The organism is Rummeliibacillus stabekisii (assembly GCF_007988965.1).
GTDB classification, from domain to species: Bacteria; Bacillota; Bacilli; order Bacillales_A; family Planococcaceae; genus Rummeliibacillus; species Rummeliibacillus stabekisii.
The window spans coordinates 35,473-47,195 of the sequence record NZ_BJVD01000007.1 but is presented as its reverse complement, the minus strand read 5'-3'; the positions used below and the strand labels follow the sequence as shown (position 1 = coordinate 47,195).

Annotated in this window: 13 protein-coding genes and 1 riboswitch; of the genes, 2 read left to right on the top strand and 11 right to left on the bottom strand. The window is 38.4% G+C overall.

The window, feature by feature from the left end; translation table 11 throughout:
• Positions 1–52: 52 nt before the first annotated feature.
• Positions 53–1,750 (bottom strand): M3 family oligoendopeptidase, encoded by a 1,698-nt coding sequence (locus RST01_RS11715; protein ID WP_147197022.1) that lies wholly within the window; start codon positions 1,748–1,750, stop codon positions 53–55.
• Between the two features lie 222 nt (positions 1,751–1,972).
• Here RST01_RS11715 and RST01_RS11710 point away from each other — a divergent pair, with 222 nt between their 5' ends.
• Positions 1,973–2,995: a YecA family protein gene (locus tag RST01_RS11710; protein ID WP_184117596.1), complete on the top strand. Its 1,023-nt coding sequence runs from the start codon at positions 1,973–1,975 to the stop codon at positions 2,993–2,995.
• A gap of 101 nt (positions 2,996–3,096) precedes the next feature.
• Here the strand turns inward: RST01_RS11710 and RST01_RS11705 are convergent, their stop codons facing one another.
• The 8 genes from RST01_RS11705 to RST01_RS11670 form a co-directional block, all read right to left on the bottom strand.
• Positions 3,097–3,672, bottom strand: coding sequence for a YdcF family protein (locus RST01_RS11705; protein WP_244946712.1), 576 nt, complete (start codon positions 3,670–3,672; stop codon positions 3,097–3,099).
• Between the two features lie 127 nt (positions 3,673–3,799).
• Complete coding sequence (locus tag RST01_RS11700) at positions 3,800–4,513, bottom strand: YebC/PmpR family DNA-binding transcriptional regulator (RefSeq protein WP_066790412.1); 714 nt, start codon at positions 4,511–4,513, stop codon at positions 3,800–3,802.
• 131 nt (positions 4,514–4,644) lie between these two features.
• Positions 4,645–5,493 carry a KPN_02809 family neutral zinc metallopeptidase gene (gene ypfJ / locus RST01_RS11695; protein WP_066790415.1) on the bottom strand — a complete coding sequence of 283 codons (849 nt, stop codon included), beginning with the start codon at positions 5,491–5,493 and terminating at the stop codon, positions 4,645–4,647.
• A gap of 144 nt (positions 5,494–5,637) precedes the next feature.
• Positions 5,638–6,105 (bottom strand): low molecular weight protein-tyrosine-phosphatase, encoded by a 468-nt coding sequence (locus RST01_RS11690; RefSeq protein WP_147197016.1) that lies wholly within the window; start codon positions 6,103–6,105, stop codon positions 5,638–5,640.
• 10 nt (positions 6,106–6,115) lie between these two features.
• A complete protein-coding gene (gene lepB / locus RST01_RS11685) occupies positions 6,116–6,655 on the bottom strand; it encodes a signal peptidase I (RefSeq protein WP_066790420.1) in 540 nt (179 codons plus the stop codon).
• A 156-nt stretch (positions 6,656–6,811) separates the two neighbouring features.
• Positions 6,812–7,102, bottom strand: coding sequence for a helix-turn-helix transcriptional regulator (locus tag RST01_RS11680; RefSeq protein ID WP_244946711.1), 291 nt, complete (start codon positions 7,100–7,102; stop codon positions 6,812–6,814).
• Positions 7,103–7,438: 336 nt separating this feature from the next.
• On the bottom strand, positions 7,439–7,627 hold the full coding sequence (locus tag RST01_RS16030; RefSeq protein WP_066790425.1) for a hypothetical protein: 189 nt from the start codon (positions 7,625–7,627) through the stop codon (positions 7,439–7,441).
• Positions 7,628–7,763: 136 nt separating this feature from the next.
• Complete coding sequence (locus tag RST01_RS11670) at positions 7,764–8,756, bottom strand: YecA family protein (RefSeq protein WP_147197014.1); 993 nt, start codon at positions 8,754–8,756, stop codon at positions 7,764–7,766.
• A gap of 178 nt (positions 8,757–8,934) precedes the next feature.
• On the opposite strand from RST01_RS11670, the gene RST01_RS11665 reads away from it, so the two are divergent.
• The gene (locus RST01_RS11665) at positions 8,935–9,414 is read left to right on the top strand and encodes a VanZ family protein (RefSeq protein ID WP_147197012.1); all 480 of its coding nucleotides are present in this window, start codon (positions 8,935–8,937) and stop codon (positions 9,412–9,414) included.
• A 228-nt stretch (positions 9,415–9,642) separates the two neighbouring features.
• Here RST01_RS11665 and RST01_RS11660 read toward each other — a convergent pair whose 3' ends face one another.
• Together RST01_RS11660 and RST01_RS11655 are read right to left on the bottom strand one after the other, a co-directional pair.
• Positions 9,643–10,500 carry a putative RNA methyltransferase gene (locus RST01_RS11660; protein ID WP_147197010.1) on the bottom strand — a complete coding sequence of 286 codons (858 nt, stop codon included), beginning with the start codon at positions 10,498–10,500 and terminating at the stop codon, positions 9,643–9,645.
• A gap of 21 nt (positions 10,501–10,521) precedes the next feature.
• The gene (locus RST01_RS11655; RefSeq protein WP_147197008.1) at positions 10,522–11,451 is read right to left on the bottom strand and encodes a 1,4-dihydroxy-2-naphthoate polyprenyltransferase; all 930 of its coding nucleotides are present in this window, start codon (positions 11,449–11,451) and stop codon (positions 10,522–10,524) included.
• 123 nt (positions 11,452–11,574) lie between these two features.
• Positions 11,575–11,671: riboswitch (guanidine-I (ykkC/yxkD leader) on the top strand.
• Positions 11,672–11,723: the final 52 nt, after the last annotated feature.

Genomic DNA, 11,723 nt, shown 5'->3' with positions numbered 1-11,723 from the left:
ATAAAAAATCCCGTACTCTTAGAGAGCAACGGGATTTTCAGTTTATATAATTCTATAATTGGTCATCTGCTACACTATCAAGATAGTCGCGAATCGCAACCATAACAGAATCTACACAGCCATCTTCGAATGGAGAAACAAGATTTGCTTCTTCCACCAATTTTGTGAAGGACATTTTTCCGCCTAGCTTGCAAAGGTGGATATAATCCTTCCATGCTTCCTCATGGTTTTCACGAGATCTCTTCCAGAATTGGAATGCACACACTTGAGCAAGTGTGTAATCGATATAATAGAACGGGCTGTTATAAATATGTGCTTGGCGTTGCCAGAAGCCACCCTTTTCTAAATAGTCGATGCCATCATAATCACGATGTGGCAAATAGATACCTTCGATTTTCTTCCACGCAGCTTTTCGTTCCTCCGGTGTCATTTCCGGATTTTCATAAACGACATGCTGGAATTCATCGACGGCTACACCGTAAGGCAAGAATAGAAGTGACTCGCTTAAATGCGCAAATTTATACTTCTCTGTGTCTTCTTTAAAGAACAATTCCATCCATGGCCATGTGAAAAATTCCATACTCATAGAATGAATCTCGGCTGATTCAAATGTCGGCCAAAGGTATTCTGGTATTCCAATCTTTCGGCTTGAGTATACTTGGAAAGCGTGACCCGCTTCATGCGTCAATACATCGATATCCCCTGATGTGCCGTTGAAGTTTGAAAAAATAAACGGCGAGTCATAGTCTTCGATGAATGTGCAGTAACCACCGCTTTCTTTCCCCTTTTTCGCTACTAAATCCATCAACTCATGGTCAACCATGTAGTGGAAGAACTCAGATGTTTCATGAGAAAGCTCGTCATACATCTTTTTGCCGTTGTCTACAATCCACTCTGGCGTTCCTTTTGGCGTTGCATTGCCACTTAAGAAATTCAGCCCCTCATCATGGAACTTTAAATCTTCTAGACCAATTCGTTTTGCTTGGCGTTTTCTAAGCTCTGTTGCATAAGGAACCACTACATCGCGAATTTGATCTCTGTACTTCTTAACCATGTCTGCGTTGTAATCAATTCGGTTCATCAGGACATAACCAAGCTCTACATAGTTTTTATAGCCAAGTTTGACTGCCATCTCATGGCGCACTTTGACTAATTCATCATAAATACGATCGAAATCTTCTTCATGCGATTGGAAGAATCCAAAGCGAGCTTCATTCGCCTCTTTCCGTGTCGCACGGTCTGTAGACTCTGTATAAGGACCAAGCTGTGCAAGCGTCAATTCTTTGCCATCATAAGAAATTTGTGCAGACGCCACCAATTTGGAGTACTCAGATGTTAGCTTGTTCTCTTTTTGCATAAGATCCATAATTTCCGGTGAGAATCCCTTGATTTGGTTATCTGCTAGCGAAAATAATTGAGAGCCCCACTTTTCTTCTAGATCTTTGCGGAAAGGGGAAGCAATAAGGGCTTTATAGTAATTCGTTGTTAATTCTTCCACTTCGGGTGTAATTTCATCTAAATAGTCTCGCTCTTTTTGATAGAATTCATCGTTTGTGTCGATAGAAGCACGAATATAAACCAAGTTATATTTCGTTGAGAAATCATTACGCAAACGATTGATTTGTTCAATCACATCACTTTGCACTTCTACGGTTTTTGACTCATTGAATTCTTGTAGAAGACTATTAAATTGTTTCTTCATGTCTTCCAAGTCTGGGCGTGTATATTGATATTCATTAAATGTAAGCATCTACTATTCCCCATTTCTATTATGTACTTGTACTCTTCGTAAAGCGAAGTATTGATTACATTATTTATTATATTCAGAAAAATTTCAACTATTCTTATGAAAATCATTCTTTTTTGATAGTTTGTTTAGTTTTTGACGCTGGAAAAATTATAATACTTATTTTTTTCTTCAAATTGTGCTAACCTATTTTTATGTGCAATTTTTAAAGTGAGGTGCAATACATTGATAGGTCGTAATGATCCTTGCCCATGCGGCAGCGGAAAGAAATACAAAAAGTGTCATGGTAAAAACGCTCAAGGCGATATTACTACACTTGTAAGCGAAGAGATTGATCGTATTGTGGAGGGCTTTGTGAAGGAATCTTTCCATCCTGCAGATTACCGTCAATTAGAAAAAAGAAATCAAGTTTGGCGAGATTCTTTACAACAAACTTTTTCAATTAAATTAATAGATAAAATTGCGATGGAAACTTACATTTACATCGACCATCTTGAACTATGGCAAAGCTATATCAATCAACAGCTAACATTGCAAACTCGCAAGCAAGTGAGCGATATTTTGACTTCATGGCTAAAACCTATTTATATGCTGGCTAAAGTGGATGCCCAAACACCAGAAACTATCTCTATTACAGATATGGTGACAAACAAAAGTTACGTAATGAGCGGCACTCCATCGAAAACATTCTCCGGCAATTGGTTATTCGGTATATTTATGCCTGATGCACGCCAAGGCGAAAATGGCCTTACTGCTACGAGCAGTGTTGTATTTATTCCAGAAGATAAAGAAAATGTCACAGAGATTCTATGCTCAAAACTTCAAAATGGCTATAAAGATTCACTTGATCTTTATCAATCATTTGTAGAAGAGGCAAATATACCTGTAGAGGAAGCAGCTCAGGAAATAAAAAGCGCAGATGATGAAGTAGCTTCCACAGTTGATAGCACTGTGAGTTTATCACCTTTTACAACTGAGGTACTAACACTAACAGACCGCTATTTAACAGAACATAAACTAGTGGCACCTGCATTTATTGAATTGCTAACAAGCTTCCTTGAAGAGACAGCAATCAAAGCGAAAAAAGCTGAAACAGTTGCTGCAGGCGCTGTCTTAGCTGGACAAGCAAATGGTGAAATTCCAGAAGGCGGTTTGGTTAAAGTGAAAGATGTAGCAGGCTACTTCAATGTGTCCGCTTCTTCTATTTCCAAATACCGCGACCAAATTAGTGAATACATGACCAAATAGATAGAATAGCCAACATAGCTTTTCCATCCTATCAGCTCTTTCTTTCAGAAAGAACTGGGAATATTAAAAATAGCCACCTCACATTATGCGGGTGGCTATTTTTATTTCCCAAGAACGACCGTTTTTAAAAGTGCTAAACGTTCTCTCAATCTTGATTTTGCTTCGACACTTTTCGGTGTTTTTGCAGGAATAACATCACAATCTAATCCCACATTCTCTGCCAGCATTTTCGCACGTGCCAGATGGTAGTCATTCGAAACGATTGTGATTTTCTTACTCTCATTCCCAATTATTTTTTTAGCATTTACGAGGTTTTCATATGTCGTAGTAGATTTGTCTTCCAGCTTAATTCTTTTTTCATCTACCCCTCTGTCTACTAAATAGTTTTTCATCACAGAAGCTTCTGTCGCATCTTCGTCAGGACCCTGTCCACCCGTTACAATGATCAGAACTTTAGGATACTTTTTAGCGTATTCGAGTGCTGCATCTAAACGATATGCCAATGACTTAGATGGAACCGCTCCCTTTTTCACCTTTGCCCCCAGGACCACTAGATATTTGTTAGCACCTGTTGCTCTTGGCTTTTCCCCTTCAGCTAACCACTTTGACGTCAACACCCAAAAGCCAGCGATTACCAAAACTATGACTACTATAATCCACATCTTCTTCCTTTTCACCTCATACCATTCCTTTATACTTTATATGTTGTTATGTATTTTAATAGAATCTATAAATCTCGTATATATCTAGCAACCTATAGCAAAGGCCTGGCAATTAATTATACCAGGCCTTCTACCATTTATTTTACAAGTCTACGTTATGATACACTTGCTGTACGTCTTCTAGGTCTTCCAATAGTTCAATCAGGCGTTCAAATTTTTGTAAATCTTCGCCTTGTAGCTCAACCTCTGTTTGTGGAAGCATTGTTAACTCCGCTACATTGAATTCAGAAATCCCTTGTGCTTTTAATGCTTCTTGGACTGCATTGAATTGATCAGGCTCTGCATAAATAATAGTTGTATCCCCTTCTTCGAATACATCACGTGCGTCAACGTCTGACTCAATTAATAGCTCGAGTACATCATCAGCTGATTTGTTTTCTAAGGCAAATACGGCTGTTGTGTCGAACATATAAGCTACAGAACCGCTGACACCCATATTTCCTCCGTTTTTCCCGAAAGTAGCGCGCACTTCTGCCGCTGTACGGTTTACGTTATTTGTAAGTGCATCTACGATGATCATGGAACCGCTTGGTCCAAATCCCTCATAGCGTAACTCATCATAGTTTTCTTCACCGCCGCCTTTTGCTTTTTCAATTGCACGGTCAATGATATGTTTTGGTACGCTGTATGTTTTCGCTCTTTCTAACACAACTTTTAGAGCGCCGTTTGATTCTGGATCTGGTTCGCCTTGTTTTGCAGCAACATAGATCTCACGTCCAAATTTTGCATAGATGCGAGATGTGCTTTGGTCTTTTGCTGCTTTTTTCTCTTTAATGTTATTCCATTTACGTCCCATCGGATTCACTCTCTTTCTTTTAATCGATAGATATGCTAATTGCTTTTTCATATTCAATAAGCCATTAAATTACTGTTGTATTATACACTATAATTGAAAAATGAAAAAGCTAGCCTATCTATCTACAGCTGCTACAGATCTTTCGCATTGAAAGTGTCGCCATCTTCAATGGTGCCGTATTTATAACCTCGTTCTAGCCATTTCATTCGTTGAGCTGATGTACCATGCGTGAAGGTTTCTGGCACTGCATAGCCCTGCGCTTTCTTCTCAAGTGTATCATCGCCAATTGCGTTGGCAGCTGTAAGAGCTTCTTTAAAGTCGCCTTTATCTAGATATCCTTCACCCTGTACATAGTGCGCCCATACCCCAGCATAATAATCTGCTTGAAGCTCTAGCTTGACGGATAGCCGATTCGCCTCTGCCTTTGATGCTCTCTGTTCAAGTGCACTAACCTTGGAGGAGGTGCCAAGCAGATACTGCACATGGTGGCCTACCTCATGCGCCACAACATAGGCCATAGCAAAATCTCCTGGTGCTTTAAATTGGTTTTTCAATTCCTGATAAAACGATAAATCTATATAAAGCTTTTGGTCACCTGGACAGTAGAATGGCCCGACCGCTGTGCTCATATTACCGCATTTTGTTTGGACACTGTTTGTGAAGAGAACAAGCGTTGGATCCTTATAGGTTTTTCCTTCTTTTGCAAATACATCTGTCCAAACATCTTCAGTATCAGCGAGAACGACTTTAACAAAGTCCGCTAGTTCATCCTCTTCTGCAGTGGATTTATATCCGGTACTCTGGCTTTGCGGAGCTTGCGTATCAGTATTTAATATATCTTGGGGATTGCCTCCAAGTAATGTATAAATAATCACGATGATAATACCAATGCCGCCAAGGCCTCCACCTACAACTGCAGGTCCACTCATCCCCCGACGGTCTTCTACATTTTTACTTTCTCTTCTTCCTTTCCAATCCATTAGAAAAATCACCCGCCCTTATTGAAGTCCATCTATTTATACCCCGTTTTATTCCCCTATAGACACTTAGCGAAAATAGAAAAAACGCAAAAATGCAATTGACTCTGCATTTTTGCGTTCAGTTTTAATAAGAATCTCATTTTGTCATTTGTTTTTGTCAGCATCAATTTTCTCAAGCAATGCCTTACAGCCTGCCAAGCAAAGTTGATAGGTTTCCTCAAAGTCGCCTGTAAAATAAGGATCTGGAACATCTTTTTTCTCTTCGACCAAATCAAGCAGACGAAATACCTTAGGACTTTCTTTTACACCTAGCATCGGCAGGGCATTTTGAATATTGCTGTCATCCATACAAACAATATAATCAAAGCGACTATAATCTTCTTGCTTTAATTGGCGGCTAAACATGCCTTTAGCAGGTATTTGATACTGAGCAAGAATTTGTGCTGTTCCAGCATGCGGCGCTTCACCTATATGCCAATCACCTGTGCCAGCTGAATCAATGTCAAATGCATCTGTTAACCCTTTTTCTTCCACGAGGTGGCGAAAGATTGCTTCGGCCATTGGCGAGCGGCAGATGTTCCCCAGACACACAAAAAGTACGCTAGTTTTCATCATTTACCTCCTAGAACTTCAGCGGATAGAATTGGAATTTCACTTCTCCCGTAACAGCTGACTTTTTGATAAAGCCATAGTCGCGGCTATCGCTACTGTTTTGGCGGTTGTCACCCAGTACGAAATAGGAATTCTTCGGTACTTTCTTTACACCTGACACTTCTTTTAATGTAAAGTCTTCCGTAAAGTTGTCGCCTAGACTTTCGTATTCCTTAATGCCTTGTTTGAGGTATGGCTCTTTGTACTTCTTCCCATTGATATACAATTGATCATCTTTTACTTTTATTGTATCGCCGGGCAAACCGATAACTCGCTTAATGTAATGGTCATCTTCAACGGGTGAATCAAAAACAATAATATCAAAACGGTCGATATGACTGACCTTACTAATAATAATTTTATTATTGTTATGGTAAGTAGGCTCCATTGACTCACCTTTGACCGTTACAGGAGAAAACAAAAACTGTCTGCATACTACAGCAATAATGACTGCAAGCAATATTGGCCAAACCCATGACAGCAATTCCTTGCCTATATTTCTTTTTTCCATTTTTATCACCTTCTATATGTGCGGCCTTCTTTAATAACTCTATCATATTATGCCACTAGCAAGAAGGAACTGTCATTTAAAAAACAAATTATTCTCCAAATAAATCCTTTTAGCTACATCGGTGTACAGGTTGCCTAAAATATGGTCATTGTTTCCTTATGTATCGAGCTGTACTTTTAGTGCCTCTAGCTCCTCATCCGGTATACCTAATACCTGATACACTTTTTTCAATGTTGTTTGCCTTACATTGCGATCTCCACGCTCAATCCGACTAATTGTCTTCTGCGTTACATTTGCTTGCTGTGCTAGCTCTGATTGCGTAAGACCGACAGCCATCCGATATTTAAAGATTAATTCACTACGCTTTACTGCCATCATTGCATCTGGTGAATTTTCTTGTTGTACTACATTTTCATCTTGTGGGTCATATACATTTGAAGTAACCACTAGACCACTCCTTTAAAGAATTATTAGGCTTTCTGTTTCCTTGCCAGTAGTTACTTCCGCTAATTGTTGCATAAACATAGATGAAAAATTCCCTCTTAAAATTATTGTAAGTAACTAATGGAATGATTAAACAAGAATATTGACTATACAACATTAAATTTACAGAAAATTGAAATATAGTTAATATTCTTATAATTTAAGTTGCTCCATTGCATAAACTAACAATGGTTGGTTTTGACTCTATTTATTTGCCATTCATTCTATTGTAATCTAAATTTTCTAAAAGTGTAATAACTTTTATCATATTTTTAGGATAATATTCTAAATGGTTTATTCTTATTTGGGCTGGCGGTCACTTTTTGCCAAAAAAATCATAAGTGCAATCAGGCTGATAATATTGATTAACGTTCCGCCTATAAGCAATACCCATTGCATTTTCATAGGGATATCTCTTGTGACAGCGAACGTAATGCTTAATGAACCGATAGCTATTAATACTACATAAAATGGCAGTCCTTTTAACATGGCTCTCACTTCCTGTTATTTATTTTTTTCATCTTATCATTAGCAATAGGAATCTTCTACCGTTCTGTATATAAAATAATATGCAAAAAGCCTATATTTCCAATAGGCTTTTTTACATTCTTTATGAAAGTTTTCTTTATTGTGCCACGCGTGTTTCTGAGTAAGATTTTATTTCGTTATAATATTTGTTTAGAGAAGAAGCAGAAACTCCAAACTCCTCCGCTATTTCCTTGATTGTCATTCCAACAGGCTCGAATAGCCCTGCCTCGCTACCAAAACGGATGGCACCTGCAGCGATGGCGACGGCTTTTCGGGCTTTTGGCTGAATTTCAACTACATAGTCTTCTACTATATCTACAAGTTCTTCCCATGGACGATTTCGTTCTTCCAAGAATGCTTCTATTTTTAAGAATACATCTGCTTCGAAATCAGTAAACTCTAAACCGTCAAAGCCATTTTCCCCTAAGCTCTCCCACAATTCAATTGAATGTGCCTTGTAGAAATCTTCTGCACTTTGCTCTTGTTCTTTAAAACTCGTGATCCACGTATCAAATACCTGTTGTTGGTCTTTCGGGAAGAAGATCATGCTTGAAATGGCTAAATAGCTCTCTTCCATTCCAGAACCATCTGGCAAGATAAAGCAGAAAACATGGACATCCAGCGGAACTGGTTTTTCGCCTTCTCTTCTTACTTTTACTTGCTTTCTAGTCAGTATGTCTTCAACAACAATATAGTGGTCCTCTACTCCAACAACTCTAGCTAGAATCATATACGGATGATTCCATGTCTCTAGAACTTCAATTGTTTTAGGTCGAACCATTTCTTTTTTAGTTTTCTCTAAATAACTTGTCCATATATCAGTACGTTCATGGAAAAAGAAATAATCCATTACAATGGCCTCTGTCATCTCCTCAATTAAGTAAGGGGAGAGGCTTTTTTTCCATTCATCCGCCATTTGTATATAAGATTGATAGTCTTTCCTTAACGGATACACATCGTAAAAAGTTTGCAATACACGATCTAATTCCTCTATATAAACATCTTCTACTGTTATAGCCGCTTTTTGCGCACAGCACTTTTTGTATTTCTTTCCGCTCCCGCATGGGCATGGATCATTACGTCCTGGCATTCTTAACACTTCCTTTATCCTGCTCTTACGGCAGCAAGCCTTCGCTAATTATAGCTGGTTTACTGACCGAAGCCTTTATTAAAAATAAAGAGCTTTTTTAGCATATCATTTTTTGATAGCTAGTGAAAGTTTACATAAAATCTATGAATTTTTACTATAAGTGTGTTACTGTTTTTATATGAAAAAATATATCCCGCTCCTTATTCTAATTTTGGCTATCTTTATTTCTTCAAGCCAATCCTATGAGCAGCAAACTATTGTCCCTACCTTGCAAGCATATTTTCCAAATGAACCATTCAGAGGTTTACTATCAAAACTTCACTTCTATTACTATGGGATGGATATCTCTGTAGATACAAGAGGCTACTATTATTTCCTTGAATTCCTATGTCGAAAAGCTGCCCATTTCTTTACATTTGGTGCCATTGGGATTGCTGTATATATTGCTTTACCAAGAAGAAAGTATCGTTTTGTCTTAGCTGTCTTGGCAGCATGCCTTTTAGCGGTGATAGATGAATTTCATCAGTATTTTACATCAGGACGTACCGCTTCCTATCAAGATGTACTCTTAGACACTAGTGGAGCCATTGTCTTATTGCTCATCTGGAATGGCATCTCAATCCTTGTGAAACGACGTGCGAAAAAGAAAGCACATTAAAAGTGACTATGACAAAAAAATAAGGTAATGAAAAAACCGAACTATATGTGATAATTTCACATTTGTTCGGTTTATCTTTTTATTATTTTGTATTCCGTGACAGTCTTCTCGTCACTACGTACCTGTGGGAATTTCAGCTCAAGCTATTCCTACAGAAATCGACGCCTTCTATTTCTATCTTTAAGTTTGTTCTTCTTAGCTTCTAATTCAGCTTATACCAGCATTTCATTAAAACTTGCCGATACATACGTCCAAATCAATAGTTACCTTACTTAATGATTTCTCGTTTATATCTTCCTTTTGATGCCAGCCAAGCGGTGTCATATGGACTAAATCTGGTACGAGTTCTTTTTCAAGCGGCAAGGTTGCTGTGATGCGAGCGACCGTTACTTCTTTGAACTGTTCTTTAAATCGTTCAACCGTTTTGGCATTAGAATATGTCTTTTTATCTTCATCTACAAAGAATTGATCTCTTAATTCTTTCAAATAACCGCTTTGTGGCACGACTTTGACCACGACTCCATCGGGTTTTAGAAGCCTTTGGAACTCACTATAATTAGCAGGCGAAAGGATATTTAAGATACAATCGAAACTTTGGTCTTTAAATGGGCTTTTAGCTAAATCACCCACATACCACATCATTCCACCGTAATTTTTGGCAGCAGCCACTATACCTTCTTTAGCAATATCAATTCCAGCAGCGTGCATTTTGTATGTCCCAGACTGCTCATAAGCTTCTTTTATTTTTACCAGATGGGAGCCTTCACCGCAGCCTGTATCTAATACAGTCAAATCTTTTTCATAAAGATTCAACTGCTCAACGATTGTTTCATACATCAAGTGATAGAGATTTCTATCAATAACCTTTTTTCTTGCATTGAAAAGTTCACTGCCGTACATAGATGGAGCAGGATGAGTCATAAAATTAACGTAGCCTTGCTTTGCCAGATCAAATGTATGGCGATTTTCGCAGATCACGGTGGACTCCTCTGTGACCTTCATCTCTTTTTGACAAAGAGGGCAAGACAATATATCTTGGTGTTTCCGCATATAATTGGCGCTCGCTTCTTTCTTCGTCATTCCCATCAAAACACCTCCCGGCAAATTTTAATATCCCGTGATATAGCTAAGTAATAAGCCTACAGAAGAAAGTAGTCCGTAAAGCGTATTCGTCAAAGCTGTGGACTTCATCGCTAGGCCCAACTTTGGCGGATTAGATTCTGCTTCTTTAAAGCTTTTAATGGCCTTAATAGGTTTTGGTACACTAATCAACACAACCAACAACCAAGGACTGACAATACCACAAAGGATGAGTACGATCATCCAAAGATATGAAACGATAAATGACCAGCCTAATATATTAATTGCTTTTTCACGCCCTGCTAGTATTGCTAACGTTTTTCGTCCGCCTTTTGTGTCTTCTTTGATATCGCGAATATTGTTTGCCATGTTAATACCACCGACTAAAATGCCAAGAGGGACGGAAACTAGAACGCTTGTTAAACTAATATCCCCTGTTTGAATATAGTAAGATATCAATACAAATGCAAAACCCATGCTGAGCCCTGCAAATAATTCACCAAATGGCGTATAAGCAATCGGATAAGGCCCACCTGTATAAAAGTAACCGATTGCCATACCTATAAGACCAATAACAACTAGCCACCAGCTGCTTTCCATACAGATATATACACCTATAACGACAGCTAATGCATATAGTATCAAGGCAAAATTCAATATAGTACTTGGCTTCGTCCCATGACGAACAAGCGCACCACCAATCCCAATTGATTCAGCCGTATCTAAACCACGTTTGAAATCGTAATATTCATTGAATAGGTTTGTAGCAATTTGGAGGCATAAACAGCACACCAACATCGCAATAAATAAAAGCCAATTTATTTTAATATCGAACAGCGCAAGTACTGTCCCTAATATGACTGGTGAAAAAGTAGCTGTTAATGTGTGGGGCCGAGTCAGCTGCCACATTAACTTAAATGTGCTAATTTCCTCAATCTGTGAAGAAGTTTGATTCATCGTAAGTCTTCCTTTCTACTTTGTATAACTACTCTATCTTAACTGATTTTTCGCTACTGTGCCAAAAAGGATTGTGGTTTGAATTTGGCTAAATGATTTGTTAGAATAAGGCTAATTAAATAAATGATTGATTTCTAGGGTTCCGCAATGTGATTTGGTCTGGTCCGAGAGAAATCACATAGCAATTGCTATGCCACGGAAGGAGAAAAGCCTGGGAGATTACTGATGTTCGCATCAGTATTCTTCAGGCTTTTTTCCATGAAAGGAGATAT

Excerpts from the sequence above, each read along its gene's own strand:
- RST01_RS11665 (WP_147197012.1), top strand. The coding sequence starts at position 8,935 with ATGAAAAAATATATCCCGCTCCTTATTCTAATTTTGGCTATCTTTATT.
- RST01_RS11715 (WP_147197022.1), bottom strand. The coding sequence starts at position 1,750 with ATGCTTACATTTAATGAATATCAATATACACGCCCAGACTTGGAAGAC.
- RST01_RS11670 (WP_147197014.1), bottom strand. The coding sequence starts at position 8,756 with ATGCCAGGACGTAATGATCCATGCCCATGCGGGAGCGGAAAGAAATAC.
- RST01_RS11700 (WP_066790412.1), bottom strand. The coding sequence starts at position 4,513 with ATGGGACGTAAATGGAATAACATTAAAGAGAAAAAAGCAGCAAAAGAC.
- lepB (WP_066790420.1), bottom strand. The coding sequence starts at position 6,655 with ATGGAAAAAAGAAATATAGGCAAGGAATTGCTGTCATGGGTTTGGCCA.
- RST01_RS11690 (WP_147197016.1), bottom strand. The coding sequence starts at position 6,105 with ATGAAAACTAGCGTACTTTTTGTGTGTCTGGGGAACATCTGCCGCTCG.
- RST01_RS11660 (WP_147197010.1), bottom strand. The coding sequence starts at position 10,500 with ATGGGAATGACGAAGAAAGAAGCGAGCGCCAATTATATGCGGAAACAC.
- RST01_RS16030 (WP_066790425.1), bottom strand. The coding sequence starts at position 7,627 with ATGTTAAAAGGACTGCCATTTTATGTAGTATTAATAGCTATCGGTTCA.
- RST01_RS11655 (WP_147197008.1), bottom strand. The coding sequence starts at position 11,451 with ATGAATCAAACTTCTTCACAGATTGAGGAAATTAGCACATTTAAGTTA.
- ypfJ (WP_066790415.1), bottom strand. The coding sequence starts at position 5,493 with ATGGATTGGAAAGGAAGAAGAGAAAGTAAAAATGTAGAAGACCGTCGG.